The 17,331-nt window shown below is 31.2% G+C and carries 11 protein-coding genes; 3 read left to right on the top strand and 8 right to left on the bottom strand.

Translation table 11 applies throughout. The annotated features are described in order from the left end of the window. Window positions 1-4: 4 nt before the first annotated feature. The 5 genes from ERCIPSPA2889_RS02705 to ERCIPSPA2889_RS02685 all read right to left on the bottom strand — a co-directional run bounded on the left by ERCIPSPA2889_RS02705 (window position 5) and on the right by ERCIPSPA2889_RS02685 (window position 7,630). The gene (locus ERCIPSPA2889_RS02705) at window positions 5-334 is read right to left on the bottom strand and encodes a cytochrome o ubiquinol oxidase subunit IV (RefSeq protein WP_157989305.1); all 330 of its coding nucleotides are present in this window, start codon (window positions 332-334) and stop codon (window positions 5-7) included. Next, window positions 334-921 (bottom strand): cytochrome o ubiquinol oxidase subunit III, encoded by a 588-nt coding sequence (gene cyoC, locus ERCIPSPA2889_RS02700; RefSeq protein ID WP_157989304.1) that lies wholly within the window; start codon window positions 919-921, stop codon window positions 334-336. The genes ERCIPSPA2889_RS02705 and cyoC overlap by 1 nt, the downstream gene beginning before the upstream one ends. 8 nt (window positions 922-929) lie before the next feature. Next, complete coding sequence (gene cyoB / locus ERCIPSPA2889_RS02695) at window positions 930-2,921, bottom strand: cytochrome o ubiquinol oxidase subunit I (RefSeq protein WP_157989303.1); 1,992 nt, start codon at window positions 2,919-2,921, stop codon at window positions 930-932. 80 nt (window positions 2,922-3,001) lie between these two features. Next, entirely contained in the window at window positions 3,002-3,955 is a 954-nt protein-coding gene (gene cyoA / locus ERCIPSPA2889_RS02690; protein WP_157989302.1) for a ubiquinol oxidase subunit II, read from the bottom strand. 2,772 nt (window positions 3,956-6,727) lie between these two features. Further along, window positions 6,728-7,630, bottom strand: coding sequence for a DMT family transporter (locus ERCIPSPA2889_RS02685; protein WP_157989301.1), 903 nt, complete (start codon window positions 7,628-7,630; stop codon window positions 6,728-6,730). Between the two features lie 120 nt (window positions 7,631-7,750). Here ERCIPSPA2889_RS02685 and ERCIPSPA2889_RS02680 point away from each other — a divergent pair, with 120 nt between their 5' ends. From ERCIPSPA2889_RS02680 to ERCIPSPA2889_RS02670, 3 genes are read left to right on the top strand one after another with little or no spacing between them, the layout of a single operon-like run. Then, entirely contained in the window at window positions 7,751-8,212 is a 462-nt protein-coding gene (locus tag ERCIPSPA2889_RS02680; protein WP_157989437.1) for an Lrp/AsnC family transcriptional regulator, read from the top strand. 50 nt (window positions 8,213-8,262) lie between these two features. Then, window positions 8,263-10,032 (top strand): SmdA family multidrug ABC transporter permease/ATP-binding protein, encoded by a 1,770-nt coding sequence (locus ERCIPSPA2889_RS02675; protein WP_157989300.1) that lies wholly within the window; start codon window positions 8,263-8,265, stop codon window positions 10,030-10,032. Continuing rightward, window positions 10,025-11,779, top strand: coding sequence for a SmdB family multidrug efflux ABC transporter permease/ATP-binding protein (locus ERCIPSPA2889_RS02670; RefSeq protein WP_157989299.1), 1,755 nt, complete (start codon window positions 10,025-10,027; stop codon window positions 11,777-11,779). Before ERCIPSPA2889_RS02675 ends, ERCIPSPA2889_RS02670 begins: the two co-directional genes overlap by 8 nt. 831 nt (window positions 11,780-12,610) lie before the next feature. Here the strand turns inward: ERCIPSPA2889_RS02670 and sstT are convergent. The 3 genes from sstT to cspE all read right to left on the bottom strand — a co-directional run bounded on the left by sstT (window position 12,611) and on the right by cspE (window position 17,250). Continuing rightward, on the bottom strand, window positions 12,611-13,897 hold the full coding sequence (gene sstT, locus ERCIPSPA2889_RS02665; protein ID WP_157989298.1) for a serine/threonine transporter SstT: 1,287 nt from the start codon (window positions 13,895-13,897) through the stop codon (window positions 12,611-12,613). 880 nt (window positions 13,898-14,777) lie between these two features. Continuing rightward, window positions 14,778-15,692 carry an oxygen-dependent coproporphyrinogen oxidase gene (gene hemF / locus ERCIPSPA2889_RS02660; RefSeq protein WP_157989297.1) on the bottom strand — a complete coding sequence of 305 codons (915 nt, stop codon included), beginning with the start codon at window positions 15,690-15,692 and terminating at the stop codon, window positions 14,778-14,780. 1,348 nt (window positions 15,693-17,040) lie between these two features. Next, entirely contained in the window at window positions 17,041-17,250 is a 210-nt protein-coding gene (gene cspE, locus ERCIPSPA2889_RS02655; protein ID WP_072666400.1) for a transcription antiterminator/RNA stability regulator CspE, read from the bottom strand. Window positions 17,251-17,331 lie beyond the last annotated feature (81 nt).

The raw sequence follows: 17,331 nt of genomic DNA, 5'->3' as shown, positions 1-17,331 counted from the left end.
CAAACTAAGAATCCATCATATTACAATTGAGATTCCACATAATCCATAGTGAGCCAATAATGATAATGAGAATAATCAATGCTGCAAACAGAATAGCAATTAAGTTCCATCCTTCTTCTGATTTTCTGTTTAGATGTAAAAAGTATATTAAATGTACAAAAACTTGAATAATTGCACAGATTACCACCAGAGATAAGATTGTGTTTTTTGACCCAGCTTGTGTTATAACCATCCAAAATGGAATGACAGTTAAAATAACAGAAATAATAAAACCTTTCAGATAAGTTTTAAGGTTAGCACAGGTATCACTATTTTTTTGTGTAGAATATCTCATTAAAATTCTCCTATAAGATATACAATAGTGAACACACAGATCCATACAATATCTAGGAAGTGCCAAAAAAGGCTTAGACATGTAAGACGTATACGATTGGTTTCAGTTAGACCTTTGGTGATTATTTGAAATATTAATAAAATCATCCAGAGCATACCAAAAATCACATGCAAACCATGAGTACCAACTAGAGTAAAAAAGCCAGATAAGAACCCACTAAGATTAGGAGTGATGCCTCTGGAAAAAAGATCCAGAAATTCAAAACCTTCTATACTAATAAATCCAAAAGAAAATAAAAAAGTTAGTACTAGATAGACGATTACTGAATTTTTACGTCCTAGATTCATTTGAATAATAGCTAAACCATGCATTAAAGAGCTTAATAAAAGCAAAATAGTTTCAAGCAATATACATTGTAGGTTAAAAAAATCCTTACCTGTTGGTCCATTAGCGATATTATTTACGATGACGCCATATGTAGCAAAGAGTGTTGCAAACATTACGCAGTCACTCATTAAATACAGCCAGAACCCGAATATTTTTTGTGTTTCTATATTTTGGTATTTACTTGGGGTTTTAGTTAACATTTTTAATCCTATTTTGCTTTTTTTTCCTCGAAATGATGATTTTCAGTTGCTAAAATCTCTTCAATAGGTACTAAGTAATTTACGTCATCATAAAAACTTTTTGTACACCACAAGAGGAGAATTATCAATAAAGATGTAATAACAAGCCACCAAATATGCCAGATCATAGAAAAACCAAAAATGAGACTAAAAAATGCGATTATGACCCCAGCGCTGCTATTTTTTGGCATGTGAATTTCTGTATAATTAATTGTTGTAGAAAAAGTCTCATTTTGGCTCTGTCTGTTCATTTTTTCTTTTAGAACCCAAAAAGCGTCACGTGTATTTACTTTAGGTAAAATAGCAAAATTATAAAATGGAGCTGGCGATGAGGTGGACCACTCTAAAGTACGTCCATTCCATGGATCACCGGTAACGTCGCGGTTTTTGGAACGATCACGTATCGTAACATAGAATTGAATAATTTGACAAATAACGCCGCAGCTAATTAAGGCGGCACCACTAGCAGCAATAACTAACATCGGATGAAACTGTGGATTGATATCTTGACTAAGGCGACGAGTCATTCCCATAAAACCCAAGACATAAAGTGGCATAAAAGCAAAAAAGAAGCCTACAATCCAAAACCAAAATGCGCGAACCCCCCAGGTCTCGTTTAAAATAAATCCAAATGCTTTTGGAAACCAGTAGGTTATACCCGCAAAGCAACCAAATACTACACCACCGATAATTACATTATGAAAATGAGCCACTAAAAATAAACTATTATGTAGAACAAAATCTGCCCCAGGAATAGCTAATAGAACGCCTGCCATACCTCCTAAAGAGAAAGTCACTAAAAAACCGATAGTCCATAGCATTGCGGGATGTAGCGTAATGCGACCTTGATACATTGTGAATAACCAGTTAAATATTTTTACACCAGTAGGAATAGCGATAATCATTGTCATAATTCCAAAAAAGGCGTTAACATTTGCCCCTGCGCCCATTGTGAAAAAATGGTGTAACCAGACAATAAAAGACAAAATTGTAATGACGATTGTCGCCCAAACCAGTGATGTGTAACCAAATAATCTTTTATGAGAAAAAGTAGCTACTACTTCAGAAAATATCCCAAAGACTGGTAAAACTAGGATATATACTTCTGGATGACCCCAAATCCAGATGAGATTAACATACATCATCATATTTCCGCCCAGTTCATTGCTAAAGAAATGGAAGTCTAGGTAACGATCTAAAGTGAGCAATGTAAGTGTTATGGTTAGCACTGGGAATGCAGCCACAATCAGAACGCTAGTGCATAGAGATGTCCAGGTAAATACTGGCATTTTAAACATAGTCATTCCTGTTGTGCGCATTTTTAGAATGGTGACGATAAAGTTTATTCCTGTGAGTGTTGTAGCAATGCCAGAAATTTGTAAGCTCCATATCCAATAATCAACACCAACTCCTGGACTATATTCAGGGCCAGATAGCGGTGGGTAAGATAACCAACCCGTTTGTGCAAATTCACCGAGACCTAGTGATAGGTTAATTAAAATGACACCTGCGGCTGTCAACCAAAAGCTCAGATTGTTTAGGAATGGAAATGCTACGTCTCTTGCACCAATCTGTAGTGGTACTATAATATTTATTAAACCTACTACAAATGGCATGGCTACAAAAAAGATCATAATCACACCATGTGCGGTAAAGATTTGATCATAGTGGTGAGCTGACAGAAAGCCCTCTTTTCCAGAGGAAGCAATAACCTGTTGAGTGCGCATCATGAGAGCATCAGCAAAACCTCGCAGCAACATTACAAATCCCATAATGATATACATTATACCAATCTTTTTATGATCTACCGAGGTAAACCATTCGGACCAGAGATATGTCCATTTTTTAAAATACGTAATAACCCCAGATATAATAATACCAGTAAGCATGATAGCGAAAACTGTAATCATGATAATTGGTTCATGGAATGGAATGGCATCTAGGGTTAACTTGCCTAACATCGTGTGTTTCCTCATTATTTCGTGCAGTGTAGAATAAATATTATTTACAGTGTATTACTAAATAAATTTGATTTTAAGCTTTAAGTAGGATTTATATTATATATTTTAGTTCTAATAGGATTGACATTTATTTTAGGAGGTATTGTCATATCTTCTTTATTTTTTTCTTTATTTTTTGCATCGAATTGATGAATAATATGTTTAAATAGTTCTGGTTTGACATCTGAAAAGAATTGAACGGAATTGTCATTTTTTAATGAACATAAATATTTAAAATCACTCATATTCATTAAAGTTTTCGAGGATTGCTTGGCTCTTGACACCCATTGGTTGAATTCAGTAACATTATTAACAGCAATAGCTTGAAATTTCATTTTAGAGAATCCACTACCGCTATAATTAGAAGAGATTCCGCTAAATTTACCTGCTTCATTAGCAATTAAATTTAACTGTGTTTGCATTCCAGGCATTGCATACATTTGACTACCAAGAGTGGGAATAAAAAAAGAGTTCATGACGGTATCTGATGTAATCTTGAAATGTATGGGACAGTTCACTGGAAAAACTATTTCATTAATAGTGGCAATGCCTTGTTCAGGATAAATAAATAACCATTTCCAATCGAGTGCAGCTACTTCAATAGTAATAGGGTTAACGTGTGATTTTAATGAATTACGTGGCTCTAGTAAGTGAGTAGACTTCCATGTCAAAATACCAAGGAATATAATTATTAAAATAGGTACAATCCACACTATAGCCTCTATTGTATTAGAATGCTCCCAGTCTGGATTGTATATTGCGTTTGCATTAGATTCGCGATACCTATAAGCGAACACTATAGATAAGACAATCGCTGGGATAACAACTATCATCATTACACAAAAAGCTGTGATAATTAACGAGCGTTGTTCTATGGCTATTTGTCCTTTAGGATTTAGTAGTGTAATATCACAACCACTAGATAACAAAAAAATTAATATCATTGTCGTTAGTGATATAATTTTTATCTTTTTAGTGTATATACTAAGTTTCATTTAATAACCTTGATAATAATAGCTATATTTTAATTTTTTTAAAAGTGGTTTTTAGAAGACTTTAGTTCTGAAAGGTTTTTATCTAATTTTTAACATATCCATTATAGAGAATCGATAAACGTGATTGTGTATAATGTTATCAATGAACTATGATAAATTATATAAATTTTTAAACTTTCTCACAATGTAAAATATAATGATAACAAGTATTTTTTACTGATTTAAAAGTATATTTCATAAGTATACATTGTATGGTTCTTTTTGACTACTCAGTGTAATAACATCTGTATGTATTCTATCGATTTCTAGATAATATAATTAATTATAAGTTGTTGTTTTTATAAAAATTTTAATAATTCTGATATTTCATTTTTAAAAAAATATAGAATATTTATGATTATTTTGTTATTTTAAAATTAATTTTTATTAAGTTTTTCTTTATGCAATATATTTAGGAAAATTATATCAGACCTTTCATATCATTTCTATTATAATGTAAATATTCGTAGATTCGTAGAATATATTCCGATTATTATGGTAATTGATGAATATATTAAGTTTTTTTAAAATCAAGTTTTTATAGTTTCTCTCAATATTGGAAAAAATTTTTATAAATTTTTTTGGATCACTTAAAAAGAAGATTTAGTGTAATAAATAGATTTAGTTTACATTAACTATATATATAATATTATATAATTAGATTAATTTAATGCTGTATATATATTTTTTTCTAAATAAGTTATATAATGATTGCTTTTTCTTTATCATAATTATATGTAATTAAAATTAATAATATGTATATTTCTTTAAATTATAAAGTATTTATATAAGCTGATATAAACTAAATGTTATACATTATCATCGGAACAAAACAAGTATTTGGATAATCATATCCAACACAGTAATATGTAATGATAAGATATTTTTATAAAAATTAAATTATTTATTAATAAAAACTAAAAATAGTAATAATATATAATATATATACCATACTATTTAATGTAAATATATTATAATATTAGATAAAAAATTTTACTATAAATTACGTCAATTATATACTAGAAAAACGTATTACAATTATTTCATTTCTAGATGATAAAATTAATACAATAAAATAATGCATCCTACATAAGTATTTTTTTTTATTGTTATTGTTGTTGTTATTGTTATTGTTATTGTTATTGTAGAACTTTCTGAAATTCATACATTTAAAAAGAAGACTTCTAAAATCTTTAATGATATTTTTTGTAAAGATTATTTAGTATGCACTAGTATTTTATAATTTTGTAGGATAGATGTTCAATCAAAGTTATTGATTTGCATTAAGATAAAGAAAACAAATAGTAAGCATTGAGTTTGATAATTTTCGTTAGCATGATACGGTAGTATAAATTTTACATCTTTTAATATTGTCATTAAGAATGCATGACTGGTCGTTAGAAGAGCAGTAAAATCGCAGGCTTTTTTAAAATTAGGTAAAATCTTGTAAGATTAGAATAAGAAAAATTTTTTATATAATGATCGTCTTTGTTATAGATGTATTCCATTTTTTTGATTTCATTTAAGACGAGGGATGCCTTTAATAATGACTCATGAATAATTTTGGTTATCTCTAGTGGTTTGAATATATTTTAGTCATAATTATAATATTTTTCTATCAAAAAATTATTGGATAATATTGTTCTATGTTTAGTGTTATTAGTTAGTAACTTATTCTGTGAGTCTGCAATAATATTGCAAATCATTTATGATGTAGTAACTTAGGGTGCTACTAGTAAGTATAAAACCCCGTTGCATTTTTAAATGGGTTTTTTTTTGAGTAGTTCTTTTATTTTTTTTAATGCGCTTATGATTAAATTTTTCCTTTTTCAATGCTCTCAAGAGGCGAAAAATTATTATTAATGATGCTAATAATTTCTTATTATCATGGTTAGTTCTGATTAATCAAAAATATATTTTAGTTCTTGACAAGTATTATAATGCTAGTTTGAATATTTGGCATCACAAAACGAACAGAACATTATTTTAAATAAAGAAAACATGTTCGTCATATCTTTAGCGGCATATGGAATCTGGTTGTTTTTATACTGATTATCATTACTTATCTAATTTGATTGCAGAGATTAGCTGATGTATTTTTGCGTTTTTTAAGAGTCTTAACTTTTCAATTGTTTTATAATGGGTATTTTTAAGTATTGTGCATACGTTTTTCTAATTTTCTTTTTACACTGTTTTTATTGAAATCTTTTTATTGTCTGGATTAATACCAACTGATCTATTTTAGATCATATTATTGTTGTTTTGGTTGTTTTTTGTAATATAATTAGAAGATAAGTCAAAGGTTACTGTCCTTTCTATAATGTTATTTATAATATAATATAATAAATGCAATCACAATACCTATTTAAAGAATGCTTTGTTCTATCTTAAAGAGTAATATTATTTACTCTATATTTCTATTAAGTTAACTTAAAGAGGAAATCGCATAAAGCATTAGATAATAGAGGTAGTATTTTAGATTAAGTGTTCTCACAAAATAATCAATAATTTTTATGTAATGGTTAATTCTTTACGTACATCTAAAACAAGTGGAATAATAAAGAATTATAGGTAATTTTATATACTATAACTATAAAATTTTACACGTTAGCCTGGTAAGATTAAAGCAGACAGATTATAAACTATCTGCGTAGTATAATTATTTTCTGTTAGAGGCACTTAGGGATGATGAATTATGTTAAGTTAAAAAATATTTTTCTAGACATGCTGAGCTTAGGAAGCATTAGGTCTTGCAGGATAGCGATATAATATAAGGATTATTCCAAATAAAAAAGGTATCAGCAAGATTACGGATTGATAGCTAATGCTACTTCCGTTAATTATGTTATCCAATATTATTGAAATTATTGGAAAAATCATAAAAACTAAAGATGCTTTAAATGGTTGAGTAATCTTTTGTAAAGAAAAATATGCGAGAACTCCTCCAACACCAGCAACAATACCTAGGTAACTTATTGATAAAAGTGATTGAGAAGTAAATGTAGAAAAATTAGGTGATTCAGTTAACCCAAGCGTTGTTAGCAGTACACCAGCACCTAAAGAAGGTAAGGCATTATAACTAAGAACAGAAATGCCGATGCAACGTTTTTTGCATTGGACGTACATGATAGCATGCATTAGTACTGCCATTAATAGTGCTACTATGCCACATAGTTGATTTTTTATGCCGGAATGACCTTCATACCATAAAATAATACTTAAGGTTGCAATGCTGATAGCTAAGCCGAGTATTTGTCGTACAGTTGCACGCTCTCGTAGTATGATTAAAGATAATGTTAAAACAGCAGCCGGCATTGTAGCAAAAATAATTGATGCTAAACTAGAAGATGTATAACGTTCACCATAAAGCATTAAAGTAAAAGGGATGGCAAAGTAGAACAGTGTCACGCATAATTGAAAACCGAATTGACCAGATGGAAATAATAATGGGGCTTTTTTGTAGCGAGCTAGAAGTAATAACAATGGAGCTGCACACAGGAATCGTAGTCCGGTAGCAAAAATAGGTGGCACTGTAGAGACGGTAATCTTCATAGCCACCCATGTTGTGCCCCAGGTAAGACAAACAATTGTAAATAAACCTATTATTAAAAGGTTATGATAAATTTTTCTTTTCATCCTTTCTCCGATCTGTGTAGTAAGTTTAGTATATAGGTCAGACTAACGAGATACTAGGAGAAAAGGTTGCTAAAATCCTACTTCTAGAATGAGTAAAAGGAGAATATTTTGCTACCGATAATGTTGGATAAAAAAGATCGTTTATTATTAAACTTTTTACAACGGGATTGTACTTTATCTTTACAGGTATTAGCAGAGAAAATTTGTCTTACGACAACCCCTTGCTGGAAACGTTTGAAAAGATTAGAGGATGAAGGTTATATTCGGGCACGAGTCGCACTTCTAGATACTAAGAAGCTAGGTCTTGATGTTACTGTTTTTGTTTTAATTAAAACTAATCAGCATAGTCGGGACTGGTTTTATCAGTTTGTTAGTGTAGTAAAAGCCATGCCAGAAGTTATGGGTTTGTATCGTATGGCTGGGGAGTACGATTATTTCTTGAGAGTGCAAGTAGCTAATATAAAAAGTTATGACACTTTTTATAAAAAACTGCTTAATGGAGTTCCTGCTTTGTTTGATGTGACTTCAAGTTTCGCGATGGAAGAAATAAAATATACTACTGCTTTACCGGTCTCTATTTAAGTGGTGATTTTAATTTTTGCTAATTCAGTTGATAATCAGGATTTTTTCTAGTGCAATTGTTTAGCCAATTAAGTTGGTATTTTTTGCGAGAATGGCGTCGTTATCTTGGTGCTGTTTTGCTTTTGCTTATAATTGCTGTACTTAAGCTTTTTCCACCGCACATTGTCGGTAAAATTGTAGATGGTGTTAAGCAAGGGGGTTTTAGCAATTACCAACTCATAAAGTGGATTGTTGTAATGTTACTTACAGCGATTATTGTATATTTTCTCCATTATATATGGCGTATATTATTATTTGGAGCTTCCTATTATCTCGCGGTAGAACTCCGTGACGGTTTTTATCAGAAGCTTAGTCGCCAGAATCCTGCCTTTTACTTACGTCATCGAACTGGTGATTTGATCGCTCGGGCTACTAATGATGTAGATTGTGTGGTTTTTGCTGCTGGAGAGGGATTTTTAACTTTGGTGGACTCTGTAGTTATGGGGTTCACAGTTTTAGTAGTTATGATTAATCAAATTAGTTTGAGCCTTACTTTGATAGCTTTAATTCCGATGCCCATCATGGCGTTAGTAATTAAATGTTACGGACAGCAATTACATAATCGTTTTAAAAAGGTGCAAGCTGCTTTTTCGTCACTAAACGATCAAACTCAAGAAAGTTTAAGCAGTATCCGAATGATTAAAGCGTTTGGTCTAGAAGGTCATCAATCAGATAAATTTGCTATTATTGCAAAAGATACAGGAGATCAAAATCTACGCGCAGCCCGTATTGATGCGCGTTTTGATCCAACAATTTATCTTTTTGTGGCAATCTCAAGTCTTCTGGCGGTCGTTGGGGGTAGCTGGATGGTATGGCATGGATTGATGACTCTTGGGCAGCTAACTAGTTTTATAATGTACCTTGGTTTAATGATTTGGCCAATGTTAGCATTTGCATGGATGTTTAATATTGTAGAACGCGGTAGTGCAGCCTGGAGTCGGATTGATGCTTTATTGGCAGAGGCGCCAGTAGTGCCTGATGGTAATAAAACATTACCGAAGGAACGTGGTCTTTTAAAAATTTCTATTCAGAAATTTTGTTATCCTAACGCTAAGCAAATTGCATTATTTGATTTAAATATCACTATTCAGCCAGGACAAATGCTTGGCTTGTGCGGGCCAACTGGATCTGGAAAAAGCACTTTTTTGAGTTTAATTCAACGTCATTTCGATATTGATTCTGGTGACATTCAGTTTCATGATATCCCCTTATCTGAGTTATGTTTAGATATTTGGCGTAGTAGATTGGCAGTAGCAAGTCAGACCCCATTTTTATTTTCTGATAGTGTGGCACAGAATATTGCCTTAGGAAGTCCTAGAGCTACACAGTATGACATTGAGTATGTAGCTCGTCTTGCTCATGTTCATGAAGATATATTACATCTACCTCAGGGGTATGATACAGAAGTTGGTGAGCGTGGAATAATGCTGTCTGGCGGACAAAAGCAACGGATTGCTATTGCTAGAGCATTATTATTAAATGCTGAAATTCTTATATTAGATGATGCTCTTTCTGCTGTAGATGGCCGAACTGAGCATAAAATTATGCACAACTTACGACATTGGGGAGAAAAACGTACAGTAATTATTACAGCTCACCGTCTATCTGTTTTATCTGAGGCGAGTGAAATTTTAGTATTACAGAATGGCACAGTAATACAGCGCGGGAATCATCAACAGTTAATTTCTAGAAAAGGTTGGTATCGAGAAATGTATCGCTATCAGCAGCTAGAAGAGACACTAGATCAAGATAATATCACATGTAGAGTGCCTCATGGGTAATTCTATTCGGCTCTGGCCAACCATTAAACGCCTTTTGTCTTATGGTGCCCCATGGAAAAAATCACTTTTCTGGGCAGTAGTGATGTTATGGATTGCTGCTGGATCTGAAGTGTTAGGATCAGTTTTAATTAGCTATTTTATTGATCAAATTGATGAACGTCACATGCCTTTTAATTTTTTTTCTGGTTTAATTATTATAAGTTATCTCTTTCTTCAGGTATTTGCAGCATTACTATATTATTGGCAGGCATTATGGTTTAATCAGGTTGCCGTAGGCGTTGTGCAACATTTGCGCACTAATGTTATGGATGCAGCCTTGCGTCAGCCATTAAGTGCTTTTGATACGCAACCTGTCGGTCAAATTATCTCTAGGGTTACTAATGATACTGAAGTAGTTAGGGATTTGTATGTAACCGTGGTTTCGACCGCCCTGCGTAGTGCCGCTCTGGTTGGATCTATGCTCATAGCAATGTTTACTCTCAATTGGCGTATGGCTTTAGTGGCAATCACTATTTTTCCAGCAGTTTTAACAGTTATGTTAATATATCAACGTCATAGTACACCAATCGTTCGACGATTACGGAGTTGTTTAGCTGATATTAATAATGGTTTTAATGAAGTTATTAATGGCATGAGTATTATCCAGCAATTTCGTCAACAGGAGCGTTTTGGTAAACGCATGGGTAAAGCCAGCCGTTTGCATTATAGGGCGCGCATGGACATTATCCGACTGGAAGGTTTTTTATTAAGACCTCTTCTTAGTCTTTTTTCTGCGCTAATATTATGTGGATTAATGATGTTATATGGCTGTTCGTCAGATAACACAATAGAAGTTGGTATTTTATATGCTTTTATTAATTACCTTTCTCGTCTTAATGAGCCACTGATTGAAATTACTACGCAGCAGTCGATTTTGCAACAGGCTGCTGTAGCAGGTGAGAGAATTTTTGAGCTAATAGATTCACCCCGTCAGTCTTATGGTAAAGATATTCAGCCATTAAGCGGTGGAAAAATTGATATTTTTAATCTTACATTTAGCTATCGTTCTGGTTATCCTGTGTTAAAAAACATTAACATATCAATACCAGAGCGTCATTTTGTGGCATTAGTTGGACAGACTGGGAGCGGCAAAAGCACACTAGCTAATTTGTTAATGGGGTATTACCCTCTAAGTGACGGTGAGATATATCTTGATAGTAGATTGATTTCTTCGTTAAGCCATGCTGTATTAAGAAATAGTATAGCAATGGTTCAGCAGGATCCAGTGGTTCTAGCGGATACTTTCTTTTCTAATGTGACCTTAGGTAGAGATATTACTGAGCAGGCAGTATGGGATGTATTAAGTGCGGTGCAATTAGATGACTTGGCACGCTCTATGCCTCAAGGTATTTTTACAGAACTAGGAGAGCAAGGTAATTGCTTATCTATTGGGCAAAAGCAATTATTAGCTATAGCAAGGGTATTAGTTATTATCCCACAGATACTGATTTTAGATGAAGCTACTGCTAATATTGATTCTGGAACAGAACAAGCGATTCAAAAAGCATTATGCTTGGTTCGACAGCATACTACATTAGTAGTGATTGCTCATCGACTTTCAACGATTACCGAAGCAGATACTATTCTTGTATTACATCGGGGTCGGGTGGTTGAGAAAGGTAACCATCAAGCATTACTAGCAATGCGAGGTAGATATTGGCAAATGTATCGCTTGCAGTTAGTTAGTGTAGAGTGCGCAATCACGTAAAAGGTGTTATGCATAGCAAGATTCTTCGAAAAAGGTAGATTGATTTAGAAATATTAGCCAAGTATATAAATTACGTAACCAGAGTTTTTTTGTGCATATTTATTTAGTTACATTAACAGAGTATGCGATAATACATGTATGATGTTTTTATCTTTGTATAGGTAATAATTGTTGTAAAATCTTTTTTTCAACATACTAATCGAAGCGTGTTAATTGAATTATTTGTAATATAAAGTGTAATTATATTTATGCTAGTTTTTTCTAAAATGTGAGACTTACCTAATACTAGAGTTTATAGAGCAAAGATAGAAAATATTAATTTACATGATAATATTGTAACATATATTCAGTGTCGCTGAATATATTTAATTTTTCTGGATAAAATATCTATCAGCATAAAGCTTTATTCACAGAATCATAAAAGTTATGTGTATAATGTATATTACATGGGATCAAAATAAATACTTGTAACTATAGTGTGATTATAATAAAGCTTGTAAATAAAATATATATTTTATGCATAAAAATCCTTAATATATATTAGGATTTTAATTAGAATAAATAAATTGCTATTTTGTGAGAATTTTATTCTATTAATTATTAAGACGCATATAGAGTGTTTTTAGTTCTTATTTACTAATATCGTTCAACTAATATATCATTAAGTAATCCTTATAGTTAAGTATTATTATATTATATAACAATCAAGAGACGATTATCTGAAAATATCAAATGTATTATTTTAGTAGCTATCTAAGCATATTTTAGTATAAATATATTATCTTAATATAATCTAACATATCTGATAATGTTATCTATGTATATAGATCATCAATGATTTTTTGTCTTATGAATATTTTGTTTATCTAAAAAAGGTGACATTGTAGTAGAAAATTGGATTTGTTTTTCACGTTGATTGTTTTCAGCTATACAAACAGCGGCGGTAAATAAAATACCTGCTGATGAATTTAATGCAGTTTCTGCTGAATCTTGCAAAACACTAATAATAAAACCAATCCCAATGACTTGCATTGCCACCTCATGGGGAATTCCAAACATATGACAAACTAGTGGTATAAGAAGAAGTGAGCCTCCTGCTATAGCAGATGCCCCACATGCACATATAGAAGCTACAATACTGAGCAGAATGGCACTAGAGATATGCAAGCTCATATGTAAAGTATGTAGAGTTGCTAATGTCATTACGGTAATTGTGATAGATGCACCAGCCATACTAATATTTGCTCCAATTGGAATAGATGCTGTATAGGTATTTTGGTTTAAGCCTAATTTTTTTGCAAGAGCCATATTTACTGGAATATTGGCGACTGAGCTACGAGTAAAGAAAGCAGTGAGTCCACTTTCGCGAAGACAGGTAAAGACTAATGGATAAGGATTACGACGAATATACCACCATACAAGTATAGGGTTGAGCAGTAATGCAATCACAAGCATGCATCCAATCAGTAAGCTAATCAGATGTGCATATTGCCATACTACATGAAACCCAGTAGAAGCTAGACTGGATGATATTAGGCCAAATATACCAATTGGTGCAAATTTCATAATAATGCAGACTAATTTTGTAATTGCTTTTGAGATATCATTCAGAAAAATGTGTGTATTATTACTGCTATTTCGAAATGCGAATCCTAATCCTATTCCCCAGATAAGAATACTAATATAATTAGCAGTCACTAATGCTTCAACGAGATTTGTGATCATACTGAGCAAAAAACCATGTAAAATCTCTAAAATACTAACGGGGGGTGTTACGATATCAGTAGTAGAGGTTTTTAATATTAAGTTTTGTGGAACTAAATAGCTAGCGATTAAAGCTACTATTGAAGCAGTAAATGTACTCATTAGATACAGTATTATAATATGACGAATGTTACTATTTTTTCTATTATGGTAATTAGAGATAGAGGTAAGAATCAGCATTAAGACTAATATAGGAGCGATTGCTTTTAATGCATTTATAAATAATTCTCCGAGTATGCCTGCTACGACTGCATGACTTTTTGATAACCAAGCAAAAGCAATGCCGCATACCAATCCAATCATAATTTGCGTTATTAAGCTTAATTTTATACGCCTATTATACTCTTTTTTCATTATTCTAGATCACTTTGAAGGTGCTGTTTACTCTTATATTGATATGCCAATATTATATACTAATAAAAGCATACAGCAGAAGGCATGGAGCAATGGTTCAGTGGATTACCTGAAAATTATTTCATAGGTAAAGGTAAGTTTAAAAGATGTTATTATATCATTTAATCCGTGTCTTTATTGAAATAGATAAGAACTATTCGCTATCGTTGATAGATTTAATATTTTCTTACGAGAGCTCTATTGCAAAAATATATTCATTATAGTTTTCATATTAGCCGATGCTCTATGTATAATATCACTTATAGTTCTGAACTTTACATGAATTTTAAATATTACAAATTAGTATAGTATATAATAAAATATTGTATTAAACGTTTATCATAAAACAATAAAAATTCTATTTTACTAATAAAAGTACAACCATTGAATATATATTAAAGAATATTAGAAAAAATTAAAATAGCAAGATCAAGTTACTTAAGATAAGAGAATTAGATATCCCATATAATTAGTGTCTATATCATCATTGTAGAATCATTGAAATGATGAAGATTGATAATATCTAGACATTAAAAAATCTGGAACTGTTTAAGATATTTAAATATATCTATATGTTCCATATTTAATTGTGTCATGGTATCTATAGATTTTGATATATACTTTTTTCATGTTTATATTTTTAAGTTATCGTGCATGGTGTAATTATTTGCATAATAAGCTTGGATTATATAGCAATCTTGATTGTACTCAGATACTACTAAATAATACGTTTTTAGAACTTTTAATTATTTTTTAAATACCATCAAACTATTTTAGAAATTATAGTATATTATTATAATATAATATTATAAAATACAGATATGTTCGATGTTATGTTTATCTACTGAAGCCAATCTTTAACTATTAGAAAATCACGATACAGCGTTGCTTCTGGACTTCCTTTTTGAGGTTTATAGTCATACTCCCAGCGAGCAAGAGGCGGCATAGATATAAAAATTGACTCTATACGCCCTCCAGAATGAAGGCCAAATAATGTACCGCGATCATATACAAGATTAAATTCAATATAGCGGCCGCGGCGGTAAAGCTGAAAATTACGTTCTCGATGACCCCATTTTAATGCTTTTCGTTTTTCAAGAATTGGTATATAGGCATCACAAAAACTACGACCTACAGCTTGCGCAAACTGAAAGCTATGATTGAAGCCATTAACATAAAGATCATCAAAGAATAACCCTCCAACACCACGCTGCTCATTTCTATGTCGAAGATAAAAATAGTCATCGCACCATTTTTTATAGCGCATATATAAACCCTCACCAAATGGCTGACAAAGATTATAGGCGGTTTTATGCCAAAAAATAACATCTTCATAAAAACCATAACATGGTGTTAAATCAAATCCACCACCAAACCACCAAATAGGGTGAGTATTTTTTGGTCTTTTTGCTATAAAGAAACGTATATTAGCATGGCTACTAGGAACATAAGGATTATTAGGATGAATTACCACTGAGATACCTACTGCTTCGAATTTACAGCCAGCAAGATCAGGACGGTTTGCTGTAGCAAAGACAGGCATTGAATTGCCATAAATATGTGAAAAATTAACGCCTATTTGTTCAAATATTGTTCCATTTTTGAGAATGCAGCTACATCCTGTTCCTTTTCCTGGTAATCTCCAGGTATCTTTAAGGAAAATACCAGTGCGGTCTACTTTTTCTAGTTTTTGACAAATATTTTCTTGAAGATTAAGCAAGAATTTTTTCACTAGAGTGATATCCGGCGTGTCCATAATGGTGTCCTACTAATACATACGATATAATGTTAATATTGTAATATAATACAGTATTCACAAAATTGGTACTAGCATACACATTCTCAATGGATTTTTCAGGCTTTTAGTCTTATATTATTTATTTTTAGTGCATTCTTGTAACAAAATATTAAAATATTTTGTCCGCTGTATATTTTTAAGCTTCCTCATTTCGGAAAAAGATATAATATGCTACCTTTTTAGAAGGTATCCCTTGATAATGCATATAATGTAATTAGCTTCTACGTATAGCTGAGATAAGTAAAAATTCTGCTAATATTTTTGTTCTGTAATTGTATACAGAAAGTCTAAAAATTTATTAAAACACTTAATATTTGAATCCGTGATGATTCTATAAAAGATTGACATTATAATTAAACATTAAAACAAAATGATTAATATATAGAATATATAAATATAAATATTTTTTAAGTTTTTGGTAAAATAATTTTTATTATATACGAGTTTTTACAAAAAATGATATTGTTTTTTCTGAATTAGAAATAAATTAATCTGCGCATAATATGTTTAAGATGTTCAATACTGTCAATTTTATAAGGTGCGATCATCGGATTTTTAGATGTATTCAGATTGGTACGTTTTCTTTAGATATGTTAATATTATAAATATATATGTGATTAGGTTAATTGCCTGTTAACGTATAAAGTAAAGATTTTTTGTAAATAGAAAAATTCTTTTATTACATACAGATGTATATTATATCAACATTGTCAAAAAATTCCATAGAAATCGTAATGATGATAATCATTATTAATATTAGCAAGAGAGTGATACAAGACTAACAGTAAATATTTATAGATACTTACTGATGTACTTTTGTTGTGGTTAAATGATATAGAGATATTAAAAAAATTTTTAAGAAATTAGAAGAAGATTACTTCTAAATATTTAATTTATTTCTCATACCTGTAAGGTATGATAATTTTTTACAAAATAAATATATTAAGTGAATTCTAAATAGTAGGTATGTAAACATAACAGAAAATCGTAAAATATAATCGATAATTATCTATAGGAGTAGAAATATATATTTTTTTTTTAGAAAATAAAAATAACGTATGTTTTACAGGTTTATTAATAAAAAACATAACCCTTTTTGAAAAAGTGTTTAATTAATGAAAAAGTTAATGAAAATAAAATAAACTATATTATAATTCTATTATTATATAATAATATTATATAATAATTAGCAAATAATTTTATAAAAGCCCCGTCATTTCTGACGGAGCTAAATGTGGTATTAAGGTCATATCAAGATTTTCGTTTAGATTACTCTAACAAAATCAATAATAAACTTTAATCAATATCAGATCGCACTAACGTTCACGGCAGCGGGGCCTTTTTGTCCATCTTGGATTTCAAATTCCACGCCTTGACCTTCAGCAAGAGTCTTAAATCCATTACCCTGAATAGCAGAAAAATGCACAAAAACATCTTTACTGCCATCAGCAGGAGTAATAAAACCAAACCCTTTAGACTCGTTAAACCACTTTACCTGACCTTTAATCTTTGCCATTTTACAAATTCCTTAGAGAGATGATTCGCCCGTGGGCTTTACGTTCAGAAAAACTAGAAACATTACTGCATGAGGCATTAA

The sequence above is a fragment of the Candidatus Erwinia haradaeae genome, from assembly GCF_900698985.1.
In the GTDB taxonomy this organism is placed as follows: Bacteria; Pseudomonadota; Gammaproteobacteria; order Enterobacterales; family Enterobacteriaceae; genus Erwinia_E; species Erwinia_E haradaeae_B.
Note: the sequence above shows the minus strand (reverse complement) of the source record. Positions and strands in the feature narration are given on the sequence as shown.